The organism is Rhodococcus sp. WY5 (assembly GCF_018588185.1).
GTDB lineage: Bacteria > Actinomycetota > Actinomycetes > Mycobacteriales > Mycobacteriaceae > Rhodococcus_F > Rhodococcus_F qingshengii.
The window spans coordinates 5,891,674-5,909,955 of record NZ_JAAMPR010000001.1 but is presented as its reverse complement, the minus strand read 5'-3'; the positions used below and the strand labels follow the sequence as shown (position 1 = coordinate 5,909,955).

At 63.1% G+C, this 18,282-nt stretch carries 19 protein-coding genes; 11 read left to right on the top strand and 8 right to left on the bottom strand.

The window, feature by feature from the left end:
• Positions 1 to 36 precede the first annotated feature (36 nt).
• Both G4D79_RS27250 and G4D79_RS27245 read left to right on the top strand, forming a co-directional pair.
• The gene (locus G4D79_RS27250; RefSeq protein ID WP_214514592.1) at positions 37 to 1,158 is read left to right on the top strand and encodes a glycoside hydrolase family 76 protein; all 1,122 of its coding nucleotides are present in this window, start codon (positions 37 to 39) and stop codon (positions 1,156 to 1,158) included.
• 11 nt (positions 1,159 to 1,169) lie between these two features.
• Positions 1,170 to 1,877, top strand: a complete 708-nt coding sequence (locus G4D79_RS27245; protein ID WP_054187134.1) for an alpha/beta fold hydrolase — start codon at positions 1,170 to 1,172, stop codon at positions 1,875 to 1,877.
• Here G4D79_RS27245 and G4D79_RS35075 read toward each other — a convergent pair.
• Complete coding sequence (locus G4D79_RS35075) at positions 1,840 to 2,838, bottom strand: GNAT family N-acetyltransferase (protein ID WP_308252609.1); 999 nt, start codon at positions 2,836 to 2,838, stop codon at positions 1,840 to 1,842. The genes G4D79_RS27245 and G4D79_RS35075 overlap by 38 nt on opposite strands.
• Before the next feature lie 91 nt (positions 2,839 to 2,929).
• Between G4D79_RS35075 and G4D79_RS27235 the strand changes: the two genes are divergently transcribed.
• Together G4D79_RS27235 and G4D79_RS27230 are read left to right on the top strand one after the other, a co-directional pair.
• Positions 2,930 to 4,282: an LLM class flavin-dependent oxidoreductase gene (locus G4D79_RS27235; protein WP_058038543.1), complete on the top strand. Its 1,353-nt coding sequence runs from the start codon at positions 2,930 to 2,932 to the stop codon at positions 4,280 to 4,282.
• 44 nt (positions 4,283 to 4,326) lie between these two features.
• The gene (locus tag G4D79_RS27230; RefSeq protein ID WP_003944416.1) at positions 4,327 to 5,454 is read left to right on the top strand and encodes a GTP-binding protein; all 1,128 of its coding nucleotides are present in this window, start codon (positions 4,327 to 4,329) and stop codon (positions 5,452 to 5,454) included.
• Positions 5,455 to 5,465: 11 nt separating this feature from the next.
• Here G4D79_RS27230 and G4D79_RS27225 read toward each other — a convergent pair whose 3' ends face one another.
• A complete protein-coding gene (locus G4D79_RS27225; protein ID WP_003944306.1) occupies positions 5,466 to 6,128 on the bottom strand; it encodes a DedA family protein in 663 nt (220 codons plus the stop codon).
• A 29-nt stretch (positions 6,129 to 6,157) separates the two neighbouring features.
• On the bottom strand, positions 6,158 to 6,895 hold the full coding sequence (locus tag G4D79_RS27220; RefSeq protein WP_003944390.1) for a VTT domain-containing protein: 738 nt from the start codon (positions 6,893 to 6,895) through the stop codon (positions 6,158 to 6,160).
• Between the two features lie 181 nt (positions 6,896 to 7,076).
• Here G4D79_RS27220 and fbaA point away from each other — a divergent pair, with 181 nt between their 5' ends.
• Positions 7,077 to 8,114 carry a class II fructose-bisphosphate aldolase gene (gene fbaA / locus G4D79_RS27215; protein WP_007726777.1) on the top strand — a complete coding sequence of 346 codons (1,038 nt, stop codon included), beginning with the start codon at positions 7,077 to 7,079 and terminating at the stop codon, positions 8,112 to 8,114.
• 78 nt (positions 8,115 to 8,192) lie between these two features.
• On the opposite strand, the gene G4D79_RS27210 is transcribed toward fbaA, so the two are convergent.
• Positions 8,193 to 9,047 carry a nuclear transport factor 2 family protein gene (locus G4D79_RS27210; RefSeq protein WP_214514590.1) on the bottom strand — a complete coding sequence of 285 codons (855 nt, stop codon included), beginning with the start codon at positions 9,045 to 9,047 and terminating at the stop codon, positions 8,193 to 8,195.
• A gap of 125 nt (positions 9,048 to 9,172) precedes the next feature.
• On the opposite strand from G4D79_RS27210, the gene G4D79_RS27205 reads away from it, so the two are divergent.
• The 3 genes from G4D79_RS27205 to G4D79_RS27195 all read left to right on the top strand — a co-directional run bounded on the left by G4D79_RS27205 (position 9,173) and on the right by G4D79_RS27195 (position 11,742).
• Positions 9,173 to 9,589, top strand: a complete 417-nt coding sequence (locus G4D79_RS27205) for a DUF3151 domain-containing protein (RefSeq protein ID WP_007726781.1) — start codon at positions 9,173 to 9,175, stop codon at positions 9,587 to 9,589.
• A complete protein-coding gene (locus G4D79_RS27200; protein WP_003944297.1) occupies positions 9,576 to 10,721 on the top strand; it encodes an aromatic acid exporter family protein in 1,146 nt (381 codons plus the stop codon). Before G4D79_RS27205 ends, G4D79_RS27200 begins: the two co-directional genes overlap by 14 nt.
• Before the next feature lie 91 nt (positions 10,722 to 10,812).
• Entirely contained in the window at positions 10,813 to 11,742 is a 930-nt protein-coding gene (locus G4D79_RS27195) for a cation diffusion facilitator family transporter (protein WP_007726784.1), read from the top strand.
• On the opposite strand, the gene G4D79_RS27190 is transcribed toward G4D79_RS27195, so the two are convergent.
• Positions 11,732 to 12,196 (bottom strand): pyridoxamine 5'-phosphate oxidase family protein, encoded by a 465-nt coding sequence (locus tag G4D79_RS27190; protein WP_039972744.1) that lies wholly within the window; start codon positions 12,194 to 12,196, stop codon positions 11,732 to 11,734. The genes G4D79_RS27195 and G4D79_RS27190 overlap by 11 nt on opposite strands.
• A 64-nt stretch (positions 12,197 to 12,260) precedes the next feature.
• Between G4D79_RS27190 and G4D79_RS27185 the strand changes: the two genes are divergently transcribed.
• Positions 12,261 to 13,211, top strand: a complete 951-nt coding sequence (locus G4D79_RS27185) for a YafY family protein (protein WP_214514589.1) — start codon at positions 12,261 to 12,263, stop codon at positions 13,209 to 13,211.
• Here the strand turns inward: G4D79_RS27185 and G4D79_RS27180 are convergent, their stop codons facing one another.
• The gene (locus tag G4D79_RS27180; RefSeq protein WP_214514588.1) at positions 13,212 to 14,153 is read right to left on the bottom strand and encodes a DUF808 domain-containing protein; all 942 of its coding nucleotides are present in this window, start codon (positions 14,151 to 14,153) and stop codon (positions 13,212 to 13,214) included.
• Between the two features lie 240 nt (positions 14,154 to 14,393).
• Here G4D79_RS27180 and G4D79_RS27175 point away from each other — a divergent pair, with 240 nt between their 5' ends.
• Positions 14,394 to 15,050, top strand: a complete 657-nt coding sequence (locus G4D79_RS27175; RefSeq protein WP_042452162.1) for a class I SAM-dependent methyltransferase — start codon at positions 14,394 to 14,396, stop codon at positions 15,048 to 15,050.
• A gap of 28 nt (positions 15,051 to 15,078) precedes the next feature.
• Here the strand turns inward: G4D79_RS27175 and G4D79_RS27170 are convergent, their stop codons facing one another.
• Together G4D79_RS27170 and G4D79_RS27165 are read right to left on the bottom strand one after the other, a co-directional pair.
• On the bottom strand, positions 15,079 to 16,248 hold the full coding sequence (locus G4D79_RS27170) for a thiolase family protein (protein WP_214514587.1): 1,170 nt from the start codon (positions 16,246 to 16,248) through the stop codon (positions 15,079 to 15,081).
• Positions 16,245 to 17,660 carry an MFS transporter gene (locus G4D79_RS27165; protein ID WP_064114292.1) on the bottom strand — a complete coding sequence of 472 codons (1,416 nt, stop codon included), beginning with the start codon at positions 17,658 to 17,660 and terminating at the stop codon, positions 16,245 to 16,247. Before G4D79_RS27165 ends, G4D79_RS27170 begins: the two co-directional genes overlap by 4 nt.
• A 58-nt stretch (positions 17,661 to 17,718) precedes the next feature.
• Between G4D79_RS27165 and G4D79_RS27160 the strand changes: the two genes are divergently transcribed.
• Complete coding sequence (locus G4D79_RS27160; protein WP_007726791.1) at positions 17,719 to 18,216, top strand: helix-turn-helix domain-containing protein; 498 nt, start codon at positions 17,719 to 17,721, stop codon at positions 18,214 to 18,216.
• Positions 18,217 to 18,282: the final 66 nt, after the last annotated feature.

The following is an 18,282-nucleotide window of genomic DNA, read 5'->3' as shown; positions in this document are numbered from 1 at the left end:
AGCGTGTAGCGCCTCGACCAGACAGGATAGGTAGTTATGCAGGAAGTGTGGGCAGAGCGGGCCGATGCGGCTGAGGGCGCGATAGTCAGTCGTCACCTTCGGCGCCTGTGGGGAATGCCCCGGACAGCACTCGGCGTGGTTGCCTGGCCTGCTGTTCGACGCGAGCGGATGTTCAAGCCGTGGCACTACTGGTGGCAAGCGCACCTGCTCGATACTGCGATCGACGCACTCGAACGTGACCCGACCCCCAAGCGTCGTCGCCGGGTCGCGAAGGTTGCCCGCAGTGTGCGGGTCCGCAACGTCTCGGCGTGGACCAACAACTACTACGACGACATGGCGTGGCTGGGCCTCTCGCTCGAACGTGCGCAACGCATGTTCTCGGTCGATCACCGAACCGCGGTTCAGGCGCTCGAATCGCAACTCTTCGATTCGTGGTCCCCGGCCGACGGCGGCGGTATTCCGTGGTGCAAAGGCTCCGATTTCTACAACACACCGGCAAACGGACCCGCCGGAATCATGCTGGCGCGCACCGGAAAACTCTGGCGTGCGCAGGCAACGGCCGACTGGATCCACGAGACACTGCGGGATCCGGACTCCGGACTGATCTTCGACGGTATCCGCCGCGACGGCACCCTCGAGCGCGGGATCTATTCGTACTGTCAGGGCGTCACGCTGGGGTTGGAAACCGAGTTGTCGACGCGATTGGGCGAGCCGCGTCACCGCGAGCGAGTCCACAAACTCGTCGACGCCGTGTACGACGGCATGACCGAGTACGGAGTTATCACGGGCGGTGGCGGAGGCGACGGCGGGCTGTTCAACGCAATCCTGGCTCGCTACCTCGCGTTCGTGGTGGTGAACCTGTCCTGGGAGACTCACGAGGACCTGCGAGCGCGCGAACTCGCAGCGCAGATCGTTCTGTCCTCCGCGGAAGCGGCCTGGAACAACAGACTGCAGATCGAAGGTCTGCCGCTGTTCGGGCACGACTGGACCAAGGATGCTCAGTTGCCGAGTCTGTCCGGCGACATCGCCACCTTCGCCGCCGGAACCGTGCGCGCGTCGAGCGTGCCCGAGCGAGACCTCTCGGTGCAGGTAGGTGGGTGGATGCTCATGGAGGCGGCATTTGTCGTCTCGGCGGCTGGATACCCGCGTAAGCGTTAGGCTTTTTCCTCATGGAATCCCGGCACGTGGTCGACACGGACGGCGTACGTCTTCACGTCGATGTCGGTGGGGCAGGGGCGGACGTTCTGGTTCTCTCTGGCGGCCCGGGATGCGTTCACTATCTTGCTCACGACGAGCTGGTTCCGGAAGGAATGCGCGCGTGGTGCCCTGAGCCACGCGGAGTCGGCCGGTCCGGTGGCGGCGCTCATACGATGGCGCAGGCCGTTGCGGACCTCGAACTCGTCCGCCGCACGTTCGAGATCGACAGCTGGGTCGTGCTGGGGCACTCGTGGGGATCCGACTTGGCGGTGCGGTACGCACTCGACTGTCCGGAATCGGTGTCCGGCGTCGTCGGCATCGCGGGGCACGGCCTCCACAAGGACCGGACATGGTCGAAGCAGTACGAAGCGGGAATCGAGCCGGACCCGCAGATACCTTGGGAACCTGTTGTCTGGCAATCGCTTCAAGAATCGTTCATCGAATGGATCCATGAACCACAGCTGTTTCGGCAGTTGGCCGACTCACCAGTGCCCATGACATTTCTCGCGGCGGCCGACGACATTCGCCCGTCGTGGCCGTTGCAGCAACTGGCCGAGCTCGTGCCTAACGGTAGTTTCGAGGTCGTCGACGGTGTCGCGCACAACTTCTGGCAGTCTCACCCGCTCCTGTGGAGGAAGATCGTCACCGAGGCTTGTGCGGCGCACTCTCGGCTCTCCTGATTTCCACCAGGATCCGCTCCGCGACGGTCTGGTATCCCAGGCTCCGATTGACGGTCAGCATCGGGTGATTCTCCGCGTTCACCGTTGTGTAAATCTTTCGAAGGGAGGGAAATTCAGCTGCCAATACAGACGCTTGTTGCTCCTTGACCCACTGAGCGAGACCGTGCCCGCGGTGCTGGGGAAGTACCACGGTGTCGTGCTGCGATGCGTGGGTGCTGTCATGTTCGTCCACCGTCACCACTGTCGCTGCGGCTACTTCGCCGACGCTGTCGTCGACCGCGCAGCACACCAGGAGGGCTTGAGAGCCGTCCGTCATCTTCTGTTCCCACGATCTGACCTCGTCGGCTCCCCAATTACGTTCGGGTATCTGCAGTTCGGCGCCCGGCGCGTCGAGGAGTCGATTCAAAGCCTCCGAGAAGGAGTGGATCAGCTCGTCCGGGGTTCGGTTGCGCCAACTGACGATTCGATAGCCGGGGCGAGCGCTGTGTGCGGTGGGACCACTGAGGTGCTGAACCTGGTTGGCCAACCGAAGCAACACGCGGTGACCGTCGAACGATCGCAGGAAATGCTCGGCTGCGCTTCCGACGAGCGCCGTCACTCTGATTCTTCGCACGCCGAACCCGGCGATGTCGGTCTCGACGAGTTCGGCAAGCGCTCGTCCCACCCCTCGTCGCTGCGCGTGGGGTGTCACGTACATCCGAAACTCTGCGAGATCGGCTTCGGCCGAGTTGCGTCGTGCCTGGGCGATGCCGAGGACCTCGTCGGTGCCGGCGTCGCGTGCAATCCAACGCCGTACATCGGCCGAATTGTCCTCGGCCTCGATCATTTCCATCAGCGCAGTCGCTGTCGGCGCAGTCCCGGACAGGTGACGTTGGCCTTCGGCGAACACCTCACACCACTGATGAAGAACAGTTGCTGTCGCTCCGGACGGTACGAACCCGGCTACAACTACGCGGCTCACCCATGTGACGATACCGACCTGCCCACCCTGAGTTGGAATCACGCGAACCCTAACCCTGTCGGACTGCGGCGGCAGTTGCCAGCATTCAGGCATGTCTGATTCTCCGCGCCAACTGAGCCTCAACGCGTTCATCCACCCCGCCGGTCATCACGAAGCGGCGTGGCGTCATCCGTGGACAACCCCGGAACGTCTGTTCGACGTCACGTATTTCCAGGAGATCGCTCGCACTGCTGAGGCGGCGAAGTTCGACGGAATCTTCTTCGCCGACGGTCCCGCGTTGCGCAGCGACGTCGAGCACGGTCCCGCAGGAACATTGGAGCCGATCACCTTGTTGACGGCCATTGCAGTGGCGACCGAGCGAATCGGATTGATCGCGACGGCGTCGACCACGTACTACGAGCCGTACAACCTGGCTCGGCTGTTCGCCTCGCTCGACCACATCTCGAACGGACGCGCGGGGTGGAACATCGTCACCACGGGTACGGATCTGGCGGCAGCCAACTTCGGGCTGGCCAAGCACCCGGATCACGGGGACCGGTATTCGCGTGCAAGGGAATTCGTCGACGCGGTGGTGCGGTTGTGGGACAGCTGGGAGGACGACGCGATCAGTCTGGACCGGGAGAACGGAATCTACGCGGACAGAAACAAGATTCACGAGATCAACTACGTCGGCCGGCATCTTCGGGTGCGGGGACCGTTCAACGCACCGCGAACGCCGCAGGGATACCCGGTGCTGGTGCAGGCCGGGGCGTCCAACGACGGTCGCGCGTTTGCCGGTCAGTACGCGGAGGCGATTTTCACAGCGCACCAGAGACTTTCCGATGCGCAGGCGTTCTACACCGACATCAAGTCGAGGGCTGCGCAGTTCGGGCGTAACCCCGACCACGTCAAGATCCTGCCCGGAATCAGCCCGTTCATCGGTGACACCGAGGAGCAGGCCAAGGCGCTCGAGCGAGAATTCAACGAGTTGACTTCGCCGGAGTACGGCCTCGCGCAACTCGGTGCACTCACCGGGGCCGATGTTCGGAATCTGGAACTGGATGCACCGGTTCCTGTCGAATTGTTCGCGGCTGCAGGGGATGTCACCGACAACAAGCAAAGCAGATTGCAGGTGATCGCCGGCATCGTCGAGCGCGAGCGTCCGACGGTTCGTGGCCTCCTTCATCGATTGGCGGGTGCGCGCGGGCACCGGGTGTTTGCCGGAACCGCCGAGCAGGTGGCTGACACGATCGAGGAATGGTTCACCAGCGGTGCTGCTGACGGATTCAACGTCATGCCGCCGTACTACCCGGGTGGACTCGAAATCTTCACCGAGCGTGTGGTCCCGATCCTGCAGGATCGCGGTCTGTTCCGGACCGAATACTCGGGTACGACCCTTCGTGATCATTTCGGTTTGCCGAGGCCCGAGAGCCAGTTCTCGGGTAGTGCCTCTGCAGTGCAGTAGGCCCGCCCACTGTTGTCGATAATGACAATGGTTACCATTAAGGAATGAAGCAGCTACCGGTAACCGTGCTGTCCGGATTTCTGGGCGCAGGCAAGACCACACTCCTCAACCACATTCTCGCCAATCGCGATGGCCGGAGGGTCGCCGTCATCGTCAACGACATGAGCGAGATCAACATCGACGCGGCCCTCGTCGCGGGCCAGGGTCATCTCGACCGCACGGAAGAGAAGTTGGTCGAGCTGACCAACGGATGCATCTGCTGCACGCTGCGTGAGGATCTGATCGACGCCGTCGGCGCTCTCGCGCGAGAAGGACGGTTCGATCAGTTGGTGATCGAGTCCACCGGCATCTCCGAACCGATGCCGGTGGCGGCCACCTTCGACTGGGAATTCGAGGACGGATTCAGCCTCGGCTCGCTCGCGAAGCTCGACACCATGGTGACCGTGGTGGACGCGTCGACCTTCCTCGGCGAGCTGGCAAAAGGCGAACGACTGGACGAGCGCAACCTCGAAGCAGGGGAGGGGGACGGACGCAGCATCTCCGATCTCCTGGTCGATCAGGTGGAGTTCGCCGACGTCATCTTGCTGAACAAAACCGACCTGGTGAGCCCGCGGGCGGCAGGAACCGTCGAGGCGACGCTTCGTAGGCTCAACCCCACCGCTCAACTGATTCGAACAGATCACGGCAAAGTCACCCTCGACCGTGTCCTCGAAACCGGTCTCTACAACCCGGAACTTGCTGCGCAGGTACCCGGTTGGGACGAGGAACTGGCCGGTGGGCACACCCCGGAAACCGAGGAATACGGAATACGCAGCGTCACATACCGCGCCTCGCGACCCTTTCATCCGGCGCGACTCGAGGCCGCGCTCGGTCAGTTCGCCGGACTCCTGCGGAGCAAGGGATTCTGCTGGATCGCCAGTCGGCCCGAGTTCGCCGCGATCTGGTCGCAGGCAGGTCCCAACCTCGTCATCGAACCGGCTCAACTGTGGGCGTCGGCGGCGGAGGTGCCAGGGCAGGAGATCGTGTTCATCGGAGTGAAACTGGACCCGGCGGCGCCGTCACGAATCCTCGATCCGGCTCTGCTGACCGATGACGAACTACGCGAAGGACCGCGGGCATGGACTCGCTACGAAGACCCGCTGCCGGCGTGGGACCAGAGCCACCTGCACTGAGCAGTCAGCTTCTAGTCGAGGACTTCTTCGACCTCGACGTCTTCGGCCGGTCGGGCCATCTCCTTGCGGTACTGCCAGATTCCCAGCGCAGTACCGATGACCAAGCTGACCATCATCACGATCAGCACGGCGGGCAGCAACCACGGCACGCGATCGAGGAACGAGCCACCGTAGAAACCGAGTAGCAGGAGCACGGGCGCCCAGATGATCGCGCCGATGGTGCTCGCGATGGTGTAGCGCGTGTGGTTCATCTTGGCTGCGCCCGCGACCATCGGGCACAGGGTGCGCACCCACGGAACCCAGCGAGCAATCAGGACCGCCCAGAACCCGTGTTTTTCCAACAGGATGTTCACGCGGTGCAGGTTCTTCTCGGTGAAGTACTTGCCGCCCTTACGGGCTTTGATGTGATTGCCGGTCCGGTGGCCGATGACGTACCCGACCTGGTTGCCGGCAATGGCCGCGATCATCGCACCGACAGACAACGCCCACACGTGGCCCGCGCCGGATTCGTGGCCGGCGAGAACGATTCCGGCTGTGATCAGAAGCGAATCACCGGGGAGAAACAACCCGAGGATGATCGCGCACTCGATGAAGACGAACGTGACGACGATGATCCAGACCAACAGAGGCCCGGCAGTCTCGAGCGGGGAGAAACTGCCGGATGCGAGCGTCATCGTCGTCAGTTCTTCGCCTCGTTCTGCAATCAGGGGGTGGGGTCTTCGGGGACTGTCACCGTCGAATTGTCCGTAGTGGAAGTATTCGCCGTTTCACCACGTCTCGACGCCAGAATTCGCTTCCCGATTTCGAAGACGATCGGCAGAACCGACACCAGGACGATCAAGATGAAGATGTAGTCGACATTGTCGCGGATGAATTCGATCTGCCCCAGGAGGTAGCCGAGCAAAGTCACGCCGGCACCCCACAGGATGCCGCCGACGATGTTGTAGGTCAGGAACAGTGAGTACTTCATCTTCGAAGCGCCGGCGACAACCGGAGCAAAAGTACGCACGATCGGCACGAACCGAGCCAGGATAATGGTGATCGGGCCGTGCTTTTCGAAGAAGGCGTGTGACTCGTCGATGTACTTCTTCTTGAAGAACCGCGCGTCGTCCGTCTTGAACAGGGCAGTTCCGCCCTTGGCGCCGATGTAGAACCCGACTTGGTCACCCAGAATCGCGGCGATCGGAATCGTCACCAGGAGCACCCACAGTGGCGCGAACGGTTCGATCTCGGTGGACTTGGACGCCGCGATCAGCCCTGCGGTGAAGAGGAGCGAATCGCCGGGCAAGAGCGGAAACAGCAGGCCTGATTCGATGAAGACCACCAGAAGCAATCCCACCAGAACCCACGTTCCGAAGGAATTCAAGAGGTTCACGGGATCGAGGAAGCCGGGCAGCAAGGCCAGGTTCGTCACGGATTCAGTTGCTGCCTGCACATTCACGGTGGCCAGAGTACCGGCCGAATCTGAGTGTTTCCCACCACCGCAGGTCATCGCGTCGGTGGCGGCGGGCCGAGACCGCAAAGAGACGTGACGAGTCGGACTTGCCATACTGCTAGGACCACACGAAGCGCTTTCACATCGCCGAGCGCTCCGAACGACACGTATATGGAGGACTCCCGCCGTGCCTATCGCAACTCCCGAGGTCTATGCCGAGATGCTTGGTCGGGCCAAGGAGCATTCCTTTGCCTTCCCCGCCATCAACTGTGTCGGCTCCGAATCCATCAACGCAGCCATCAAGGGCTTCGCGGACGCCGGCAGTGACGGCATCATCCAGTTCTCGACGGGCGGCGCCGAGTTCGGTTCCGGTTTGGGCGTCAAGGACATGGTCACCGGCGCTGTTGCGCTCGCCGAGTTCGCACACGTGATCGCGGCAAAGTACGACGTCACCATCGCGCTGCACACCGATCACTGCCCAAAGGACAAGCTGGACACCTACGTGCGTCCGCTGCTCGCGATCTCGCAGGAGCGCGTCGACGCCGGTCGTAACCCGCTCTTCCAGTCGCACATGTGGGACGGCTCGGCTATCCCGATCGACGAGAACCTGGCCATCGCCAAGGAACTGCTCGCCCTCTCGAAGGCTGCACGCATCATCCTCGAGGTCGAGATCGGTGTCGTCGGCGGCGAAGAAGACGGCGTCGAAGCCGAGATCAACGACAAGCTCTACACCTCGAGCGAAGACTTCGAGAAGACGGTCGATGCTCTGGGCATCGGCGAACAGGGCAAGTACCTCCTTGCCGCCACCTTCGGCAACGTCCACGGCGTCTACAAGCCGGGCAACGTCAAGCTCAAGCCCGAGGTTCTCGAAGAGGGCCAGAAGGTCGCCGCTGCCAAGCTCGGTCTGGCTTCCGGTTCGCAGCCCTTCGACTTCGTCTTCCACGGTGGATCGGGATCGTTGAAGTCGGAGATCGAGGACTCGCTGAACTTCGGCGTCGTCAAGATGAACGTCGACACCGACACCCAGTACGCGTTCTCCCGTCCGATCGCCGGACACTTCTTCACCAACTACGACGGCGTCCTCAAGGTCGACGGCGAGGTCGGAAACAAGAAGGCATACGACCCGCGCAGCTACCTCAAGAAGGCCGAAGCCGGCATGACGGCTCGCGTCGTCGAGGCGTGCAACGACCTGAAGTCGGCCGGACGCTCGGTGTCGGCAGGCTGATCGGTTTCACAACTGCGCTTCACAGAACAAAATGCGCGCCGGCGAAATTCTCGCCGGCGCGCATTTCTGTTCAGGTACCTACTTGCTGGGATCGCAGACCTTCCACGTGCCGTCCTGGCGCTCGAGGTCGAACGTGCGCCACGACTGCTCGCCCGTGCTCGGCAAACTTGCCTGGACCTGAGCGATCGCGGTGTCGTCGGTGATGCGCACCGCGTCGACGGCTCCGACCTGCGGGATCGTCTTCTGCGCGACGGCATTGTCGTGGACCTGAGCGAACGCTGCGTCGGGAATGGTGCGGTAGTACTCGCCCAACGCCCCACAGGTCGACGTTCGCAGCGTTGCCAGATCGCCGGTCTGTAGAGCGTCGACATACGTCGAGATGGCGGTCTGGACCTGAGCTTCGGGTGAGCTTTCACCGCTACCGCTGTTGGACGAGACGAATACGGCGACGCCGATCGCCGCGAGGACGGCGACGCCGGCCGCTGCTGCCGCGATGTACCAGCCCTTGCCGCTGCGCTTGGTCTTCTCCGGCGCGGCGGGCTCGATGCGAGTCGGCATCGGCTGAGCCGGCGGTGGGGTCGCTGCGACACCCACACGTTGAGGCGCGGCGCGCTGCTGCGGTTGAGGCGCAGCGCGCTGCGGTGGTGGTGGGGTCGGAGCCTGCCGGGGTGGTGGTGTCGGCTGCGCGGCTTTCGGAATCGCGACGGTGGCGGGCTCCGGCTTGGGCTGGGGTGTCGGTGCTGCTGTGGGTGCCTGAGTTGCCTTGGGGATCGCGACGGTTGGTGCGCTGGCAGCTTTGGCGTCGCCGTCCGCTTTCGAGGCCTTGTCTGTCTTCTGGATCGCCACAGTCGCAGGTTCGGTCGGGGCCGACTTCTCGGGCGCACCCTTCGGTGCTGCGCTCTTTTTCGAGTTGTCGTCTTTCGAGTCCGGCACGGGTAACCCTTCGGTGTTATGCAGCAATGACCATGTCAGGGTAACGACCGGTATGTACCGGGCATAACTCCGACCGTCGGCGAGGCGGTCCTGTGGCAGAAAGGCGTAGCGGGCACAATGAGCGCATGACCCAATTCGGTGACCTGCTCGGACCCAAGCCCACTCTGCTTCCCGGCGACGACGACGCGGAATCGGCACTGCTCAACCACGCTGAACCGGCCCAGGTAGCGGCCGACCACCCCACTGCCTCCATTGCGTGGGCCTACCTGGCCGAGGCTGCCCTGGACAAGGGCGAAACCATCACGGCCTACGCCTACGCGCGTACCGGATACCACCGCGGACTCGACCAACTGCGTCGCAACGGTTGGAAGGGTTTCGGTCCCGTGCCCTACAGCCATGAACCGAACCGTGGTTTCCTGCGTTGCGTCGCAGTCCTGGCCAAGGCCGCGAAGACGATCGGTGAAGCCGACGAGTACGCGCGTTGCCTCGATCTGCTCGAAGACTGCGATCCCAACGCCGCCGAAGCGCTTGGCCTCGGTTAGCAGTTTCCGTCCGAGCCGGGCCGGCATCAAGGACCGGGCTCGCAAATCGGTGCGTCGGCTTCAGACGTCGGCGCTACCGATCATTCAATGTGCCTTGGCGGCCGGATTGGCGTGGTGGGTTGCCACCACGGTGATCGGGCACCACGCGCCGTTCTTCGCGCCGATTGCCGCTGTGGTCTCGCTCGGTCTGTCGTTGGGTGCACGACTACGACGCTCGTTCGAGTTGGTTGCGGGAGTCACGGTCGGTATCGGAATCGGTGATCTGATCATCTCCGGTATCGGGAGCGGACCGTGGCAGATCAGTTTGGTTGTCGTGCTGGCGATGTCCGTCGCGGTGCTTCTCAACAGCGGGCCGATCTTCTCCATGCAGGCGGGAAACTCGGCTGTGCTGGTGGCGACGCTGATCCCGCCGGGCGGCAGCGGCGGTCCCGATCGCATGATCGATGCCCTTGTCGGTGGCCTGGTGGGTATCGCGGTGGTCGCGATCATCCCCACCCACCCGGTACGACGCGCGCGCAAGGATGCCGCATCGATCCTCGGAACCGCTTCCGAGGTACTGCAATTGGTGGCAGACGGCCTCGTCGCGAATGACCCGGACCCGATCGTGAAGGCACTGCAGAAGGCGCGCGCAACTCAGGGTGCCATCGACGGGTTGCGCAGTAACCTTCTCGGCGGGCGCGAGATCAGCCGAATCTCCCCGCTGTACTGGAACAGTCGGCCTCGCCTCGAAAGGCTCATGGCGACAGCCGATCCCATCGACAACGCGATGCGCAACATTCGAGTGCTCGCGCGTCGTTCGTTGACGTTGGTCAGGGACGACGAGATCCTCGATCCGCGTCTGGTGGCTCAGGTCGAGCGCTTGTCGAAAGCCGTCGAAGTTCTCGAGGACATGATCCTGGCGGAGCCGGGGGAGCAGCCTGATCAGGCCGAAGCAGCGCGCGTCCTGCGCTCGGTGGCGAAGGAACTGAAACCGGCGATAGTCGAGAACGCGGGCCTGTCCTCGACGGTGGTGTTCGCCCAGATTCGATCGCTGGTCGTCGACCTGTTGCAGGTCGCGGGCATGAAGCGAATCTCGTCGATCGCCACTCTGCCGCCCACCGTGCCTCATCCCGCCTACGAGCCGGATCACTGACCTCTGCCGTTTCCCGCTCACTGAGCAACTCATTGTATGTATGCGAATGTATGCATATGCTCTGAGAAGGACTTGGGAGGGAACAGGACAAATGGGAGCAGGGCACGGTCATTCACATGGCCACTCGGCAGCAGATTCGGTCGGCGTAGGACCGTCACCGCAACGCATCAGAAAAATGGCGATCGCGCTTGCGATCCTCGTTGCGTTCCTCGTACTCGAGGCCACGGTCGGTATCCTGATCAACTCGTTGGCTCTGCTTGCCGACGCCGGTCACATGCTCACAGACGTGGTGGGTATGGCCATGGGACTGACGGCGCTGCTGCTCGCGAAGAGGGGCAGCACCACCGCGGCCAGGACCTTCGGTTGGCACCGCGCCGAAGTGCTGACCGCCATGGCCAATGCGGTGATGCTGCTGGCTGTCGCCGCCTGGGTCTTCTACGAGGCAATCGGCCGCATCGGTAACGAACCCGAGATCCCGGGCGGCGCCCTGATCATCACGGCGGCCGCCGGCCTGGCCGCGAACATCGTCGTGATGCTGATGCTGCGCGGCGATTCCAAGGACAGCCTGGCCGTGCGTGGCGCCTACCTCGAAGTGCTTGCCGACGCCGTCGGTAGCGTCGGCGTTCTGATCGCCGGTGGCCTTGTCCTGCTGTTCAACTGGACGTGGGCAGACGTCGTCGTCGGTGTTCTCATCTCGCTCTGGGTGGTGCCGCGCGCGATCAAACTGGCCGCAGCATCGCTGCGCATTCTGACGCAGGCTTCGCCGGCCGACGTCGACGTCGAGGCAGTCGAGGCCGACCTGGCCGCGCTGCCGAGCGTGATGGGTGTCCACGACCTACATGTCTGGACTCTCACCACCGGCATGGATGTCGCCACGGTCCACCTGACCAGTGACGCGAATTCGTCGAATGTTCTGGAATCCGCGCGCACCGTCCTCGAGAGTCACGGTCTTTCCCACGCCACCGTCCAGGTGGAATCGTGTGCCAACGGAGAGCACTGCGAGAAGAACGTCACTTGGTGAAGCGGGTGATATCTTTGCCCGGCTTCCAGAGGTCGACATACATGTGTTCGTCGTCGACAGTCGTGTGCACCACCTCGTCGATGTCGAGGACAAAGAGGTGCAGAGGCTTCGGAACCTCGTAGGTGTAGCTTGCGAGCACGGCTTCGAACTCGTCGCCGGTCACCTCGCGTGCGATTCCGGCGATCTTCGCGTCACCGCCCTCCATGGTGTGCTCGCCGGGATTGCTGTGGAGGGCGTAGCGCCCGTCACGGATGAGGTCCTTCGCCTTGAGTGCGCCGAACATCGAACCGAGCACCAGACGCCCGTCGAGGATTTCGACTTCGGTGCCGCTGACCCGTGGTGAACCGTCCTTGCGCAGCGTTGCGAGGACGTGATGCTTGTGGGCTTTGAATCGTGCTTGGACCGCGTCGGCAAGAGCGGGTACTTCTTCGGAGAACTGCTTCCAGGTGACCATGACGGTCATTGTGCACCCCTATTCCTGACAACTTCTGTCAGTAATTCTCGGTAATGTTCGGTCCATGAGATCCGCGCGGTTGCTCCAACTCATGCTGCGTTTGCAGGGGAGTCGCGGCGTTATCGCCGATCAGTTGGCCGAAGAGTTCGGCGTTTCGGTGCGGACGATCTACCGCGACGTGGCCTCGTTGTCGGCTGCCGGCGTGCCGATCTGGACCGAGAGCGGCCCCGGTGGTGGCATCCGTCTGCTCGACGGTTGGCAATCCAAGCTGTCCGGTATGACCGACGACGAGACGTCCGCACTCATGCTGTTGGGCGTGCCGTCCATCGCTGCAGATCTCGGGCGATCCGACGCCGTCGGTTCGGCGGGGGCCAAACTGCTCCGCTCCCTGCCCGGTCCCCTGCGCGAGAGTGCACGACTGTGGCAGGACCGCATTCTCGTGGACGTTCCGGGTTGGTTCGGCGGCGTCGACGACATCTCTGCGCTTCCGATCGTCACATCCGCTGTGCTGGACTCGCGTCGACTGCGCTTCGTCTATCGCGATCGCGAGCGGACGGTCGATCCGCTGGGTCTGGTCATCAAAGCCGGAATTTGGTATCTCGTGGCAGGTTTGAACGGACGTACGCTCTCGTTCCGGGTCGGCCGCATCAAAAACGCCGTCGTAGAGGATGATTCGTTCGCCCGCCCGGCGGATTTCGACCTGCCGTCGTGGTGGGCGGCGTCGATGGCCGAGTTCGACCGTTCGCTGCTTCGCTTCGAGTGTCGCGTGCGGTTGTCACCAGAGGGCAGGCGCCGGCTCCCCGATGTGGTGGGCGAGCTTGCCGCTGCCGTCGAAGTGGGGCCAGAGGACAACGACGGATGGGTGAGTGCGGAGCTGAAACTCGAGAGCGAAGCTGTCGCGCTCTCGCAGTTGATCGGTCTGGGAGCGGACGTCGAAGCGCTCGAGCCACGGTCGTTGCGTGAAGGACTGCGCGCCGTGGCGGAGCAGATGGTGCTCCGCCACAACTCGCAGTGACTAGGCCGTTGCAGAACGCTTTGCGAGCAGGCGGGTGATACCCAGTTGAGCTGCGACGACGATGGCGCCGACCACCAGACCCAGTGCCGCCGACGCAAGGGTGTTGACGATCCACGCCAGTACCCCGCCGACTCCGGCGATGTCACTGACTGCTTCTTCGCCGTGATGAACGGCGTCGTACAGCGGGTGGAAGCCCAGTTCGTCGATGCCGACCAACAGGATGTGGCCACCGACCCACAGCATCGCGGCGGTGCCCACCACCGAGAGCACCGACATCACGTGAGGCATGCCGCGAACCAGACCACGGCCGACCTTGTGGGTGAAGCCCGAAGACGTCTCGGCGATCTTCAATCCGATGTCGTCCATCTTCACGATCAGTCCGACGACGCCGTAGACGACCACGGTGATGACGACCGCAACGACGGCAAGGATCACCAATCGGCTCCAGAAGCCTTCGCCTGCGATGGTGTTGAGTGCGATCACCATGATCTCGGCGGACAGGATCAGGTCGGTGCGGACGGCGCCCGAAACCACTGCTTCTTCGTCGCGAGGATGCTCGTCAGCGGCCTCGTGGTGGTCACCGTGGCCGAAGATTGCACCCCAGATCTTGTGAACCGCTTCGTAGCTGAGGTAACAGCCGCCGACCATCAACAGTGGCGTCAGCAGCCAGGGGAGGAACTGACTCAGCAGCAGAGCGATCGGAAGGATGATCAGCAGCTTGTTGCGCAGCGATCCGATGGCGATGCGCTTGATGATGGGCAACTCGCGTTCGGCTGCGAGCCCACGGACGTACTGCGGCGTGACGGCTGCGTCGTCGATGACCACGCCGGCCGCTTTGGCGGTCGCCTTACCGGTTGCGGCGGCAACGTCGTCGATCGAGGCGGCAGCCATGCGAGCCAGGGCTGCGACGTCGTCGAGCAGGGCGAAGAGTCCGCCGGCCATCACAGACCTCCAGTGGAATCAGTGGAAAAAGGTGGCCGGACCGAACCGGTGACGCAGTTACTTGATCGCACGAGGTCTCTATCCATGATCGTCGTAGGTGAGGTCAGGTCACCTGGAACGATACCGGGGGCATCCGTCAGGGACGACCTCGCGAGGTCGGTTGCCCTTCGTCACGAAAGGTCTTCCCGACCCGGTGCTCGCGTGTAAGACTGCACAGAAGATCGATCGAAACGGGGCACTATGCGTGAACCAGACACTGCACAGGTCGCCAAGACTTTCGACGCAATGGCGGCGCACTACGACCGACAGATCGGGCGCTTCGAACGCTTTGTGCTCGGTGACGCCCGGAAATGGGCCGTGGACCAGGCGCATGGCCGCGTGGTCGAGATCGCCGTGGGTACCGGACTGAACCTGCCTCTCTACGGAGACGACGTCGATTACGTCATCGGCGTGGACATCTCGACTGCGATGCTCGATCAGGCCAGGCTCAAGGTCTCCGAAGGAGTGAAGACCGAAGTCGACCTACGACTCGGAGACGTGCAAGCACTCGATGTTCCCGACGAGTGCGTGGACACGTTGGTCTCGACCTACGCCTTTTGCACGATCCCCGATCCGGACCGAGTTGCGAACGAAGCATTTCGAGTCCTGGTACCCGGTGGTCGATTCGTCCTCGCCGAGCACGGACCGAGCAAGAACGTTGTTGCTCGTACGTTGATGAAGGTCGTCGAACCGCTTTTTGTTCGGTTCGGTGCCGATCATCTCACCCGTGAACCGGTTGAATACCTCGAAAACGCCGGTTTCCTGATCGACGAGGTGCAGCGCAGCGGCCGGGGCGGAATCGTGTTTCGGGTCGTTGCGCGCAAGCCGGATCCCGAATGGACGGCACTCGGTCACTGATGTCGGAATGCCGTCCAGCGGTGACCGCTCAGCCCAAGCGCTCCAGGATGGTTGCGTTGGCCAGCCCACCTGCCTCACACATGGTTTGGAGTCCGTAGCGCGCGCCGCGCTGCTCCATCGCGTTGACCAGGGTGGTCATGATCCGCGTTCCGCTGCCACCTAGCGGGTGGCCGAGCGCGATGGCGCCGCCGTGGACGTTCACCTTGGACAGGTCGACGCCGGTGTCCGCTGCCCACGAGAGGACGACGGGGGCAAAGGCCTCGTTGACCTCGAACAGATCGATGTCCGAGACCGTCAATCCCGCACGGGCCAGGACCTTCTGCGTAGCCGGGATGACCGCGGTGAGCATGTAGAGCGGATCGTCGCCGGCGACGGCGAAGCTGTGCAACCGTGCCTTCGGGGTGAGGCCGAGTGTCGCGGCGATCTCACTGGTCGTGATCATCACCGCCGAACTGCCGTCGGAAAGCGGGCTGCTGTTGCCCGCGGTGATGGACCAGTCGATCTGTGGGAATCGCTTTGCGTAGTAGTCGGATTCGAAGGCGGTCCGTAGGCCGGCCAGGGTCTCGACCGTGGTGCCGGGGCGGATGGCCTCGTCGACCGACAGCTGCGGGAGCGTGGCGAGTTCCTTGGTGAAGTACCCACTCTCGGTTGCCAGCGCGGCTTTCCGATGACTCGACGCCGAGAACTCGTCGAGTTGGGTGCGGCTCAGTCCCCACTTGGCGGCAATCAATTCGGCGCTGATGCCCTGCGGTACCAGACCGTCCGGATAGCGCTCTTCGAAACCCATGCCGAGTGATTCGCGCCCGATGCTGCTCGAGCCCATAGGGACTCGGCTCATCGACTCGACTCCGGCAGCGACAACGATGTCGTACGCACCGGCAATAACGCCCTGAGCGGCAAAATGAACTGCTTGTTGGCTACTTCCACACTGTCGGTCGACGGTGGTTCCCGGTACCGACTCAGGGTAGCCTGCGGCGAGAAGGGCAGTGCGAGTGACATTCTGGCTCTGTTCACCGACTTGGCTTACCGCTCCACCGATGACGTCGTCGATCAATGCTGCATCGATTCCAGTGCGTTCGACTACCGCCTTGAGGCTGTGGGCGAGGAGGTCGACGGCGTTGATGCCGTGCAGGGCGCCGTTCGCCTTTCCCTTGCCGATCGGAGTGCGAACGGCTTCGACGATAACTGCGTCTCTCATGACAAATTCCTTTCAGGGATGGCGGATTCAGCAGGGACAACCGGGGTGGGTGTGGTCGCAGGCGTCATTCCCAGTGATGCCAGGGCAGACACAAGCGCGACGCCAAAGATCACCCACCAGGCCTGGCGGAAGGTGTCGTAGTCGACAGCAGAGCCGAGAACCGCGATCAGAACGCTCACGCCGAGAACGGTTCCGATCTGTCGGCTCATGCTGACGATTGCGCTACCGGTGGCCGATCTGGCAGGTGCCAGATCCGCCGTGGCCTGCGACAGGATGGTCGGCAGGGCAAGGCCGACACCGATCCCGGCGATGATCCAGCCTGGTAGGAGTCCGGTCGCGTAGTTGGGCGTCGTATCAACCGAGACGAGAACGAGTACGGTTCCGACTGCCCACAGAAGGCTGCCGAGTGCGGCGACGCGTCCCGCCGAGTACCTCCGCGTCAGCGATCCGCCGGCGATGGCGAACAGCGGAACGAGAAGCGGACCCGGTGAGACGGCGAAACCGGTTCGCAGAGCGGAGTATCCCCAGGCTTCCTGGAGCCACAGGATGTTCGAGAGAAGACCCGCGGCGAATGCTGCGCTGAACAGGATGGCGGTGACGTTGGACCAGGCAAACGAGCGGATCTTCAGAAGATCCGGAGCAATCAACGGAGTCCGGTGACGAGAGTTGCTCCACCAGAACGAGAGTAGTGTCACGGCGGCCACGGCGAAGGCAATCAGAACGCGATTGTCGGTCCATCCCCAGTCCGGACCCTGGACGAGTGCCAGGGCGAGAGAGCCGATTCCGACGGTGAGGAGGGCAGCGCCGACGAAGTCGATACCGGCATCGGGGTCCTTGTGTGTTGTATCCGGTACGAGTCGGACTGCGAAGTAGAGCAACACGATGCCCACTGGAACATTGATCAGGAAGACCCAGCGCCACGAGGCCTCTACGAGGATGCCGCCCACGACAGGGCCGAATGCAGCTGCTGCAGCGCCGGCGGCTGCCCAGATGCGAACGCCGGATTGACGTTTCGCGGCGGGAAGCGCATTGATCAGAAGCCCGAGGCTGGCCGGGGTGAGCGCAGCGGCACCGACTGCCTGGACGATACGGAAGGCCACCAGTGCCCACAAGGACGGGCTGAAGGCACAGGCGGCGCTGGCGAGGGTGAACAGCGCGAGGCCGGCGATGAAGGCGCGCTTGTGCCCGATCCTGTCCGCCCAGCGTCCGAGGGGTATCAACAGTGCGGCGTAGACGATCGCGTAGCTGTTGAGGATCCAACTGAACTCGCCGAGCGAGTGACCCGGGTAGCTCTTGGCGATGTCGCCGAAGGCCACGTTGACCACAAAAAGATCGAGGCTGGCGACAAACGGCGCCCCCGACAGTATCGCGAGCAGGGGTCCGGTCCGCACCGGCTGGCTATGAAGTTCCATAGTCAGCAATCTAGACTCTGGCTATGGTTATGGCAAGCCAGGGGGTATGGTGAATTGCATGGACGCTGTACGACTGACCGGAGTGCTCGAAGATCGCGACGCCTGGCGGGCCACGCACTGTTCGATCGGGCGGGCCATGGAAGTGGTCGGCACTCGATCCGCGATACTCATTCTGCGAGAGGCCTATTACGGCACAACGCGTTTCGACGACTTCGCGTCGCGAGTCGGCATCACCGAGGCGGTTGCGTCGGCGAGGCTGAAAGAACTCACTGAGGCGGGACTGTTCGAGCGTGTGCCGTACAAGGAGCCTGGAAAGCGGACGCGGCACGAGTACGTGCTCACCGAGAAGGGCCGTGACCTGCTGCCGGCGGTTCTCGCGCTGATGCAGTGGGGCGACAAGTATCTGCACGGCGGAAAAGGTGGACCGTTGGAGGTGGCCGACGACGCTACTGGTGAGCGCGTTCGCGTCGAGGTGCGCAGTGAGTCGGGTCGTGAAGTGCCTTTGGGGGAGTTGCGAGTCTCTGTCAACGAATCGCGTCGGCGGTTGCGCGAATAGCGATGCATCTCAACAGCTCTCGAGTGTAGGTCTTCTTGAAGTTGTCCGGTTTGTCTCTGGTTATCG

Bases quoted from the DNA above. Each gene is read 5' to 3' on its own strand.
- G4D79_RS27250 (WP_214514592.1), top strand. From the start codon at position 37: ATGCAGGAAGTGTGGGCAGAGCGGGCCGATGCGGCTGAGGGCGCGATA.
- G4D79_RS27245 (WP_054187134.1), top strand. From the start codon at position 1,170: ATGGAATCCCGGCACGTGGTCGACACGGACGGCGTACGTCTTCACGTC.
- G4D79_RS27235 (WP_058038543.1), top strand. From the start codon at position 2,930: ATGTCTGATTCTCCGCGCCAACTGAGCCTCAACGCGTTCATCCACCCC.
- G4D79_RS27230 (WP_003944416.1), top strand. From the start codon at position 4,327: ATGAAGCAGCTACCGGTAACCGTGCTGTCCGGATTTCTGGGCGCAGGC.
- G4D79_RS27225 (WP_003944306.1), bottom strand. From the start codon at position 6,128: ATGACGCTCGCATCCGGCAGTTTCTCCCCGCTCGAGACTGCCGGGCCT.
- G4D79_RS27205 (WP_007726781.1), top strand. From the start codon at position 9,173: ATGACCCAATTCGGTGACCTGCTCGGACCCAAGCCCACTCTGCTTCCC.
- G4D79_RS27195 (WP_007726784.1), top strand. From the start codon at position 10,813: ATGGGAGCAGGGCACGGTCATTCACATGGCCACTCGGCAGCAGATTCG.
- G4D79_RS27190 (WP_039972744.1), bottom strand. From the start codon at position 12,196: ATGGTCACCTGGAAGCAGTTCTCCGAAGAAGTACCCGCTCTTGCCGAC.
- G4D79_RS27185 (WP_214514589.1), top strand. From the start codon at position 12,261: ATGAGATCCGCGCGGTTGCTCCAACTCATGCTGCGTTTGCAGGGGAGT.
- G4D79_RS27180 (WP_214514588.1), bottom strand. From the start codon at position 14,153: ATGGCCGGCGGACTCTTCGCCCTGCTCGACGACGTCGCAGCCCTGGCT.
- G4D79_RS27175 (WP_042452162.1), top strand. From the start codon at position 14,394: ATGCGTGAACCAGACACTGCACAGGTCGCCAAGACTTTCGACGCAATG.
- G4D79_RS27170 (WP_214514587.1), bottom strand. From the start codon at position 16,248: ATGAGAGACGCAGTTATCGTCGAAGCCGTTCGCACTCCGATCGGCAAG.
- G4D79_RS27165 (WP_064114292.1), bottom strand. From the start codon at position 17,660: ATGGAACTTCATAGCCAGCCGGTGCGGACCGGACCCCTGCTCGCGATA.
- G4D79_RS27160 (WP_007726791.1), top strand. From the start codon at position 17,719: ATGGACGCTGTACGACTGACCGGAGTGCTCGAAGATCGCGACGCCTGG.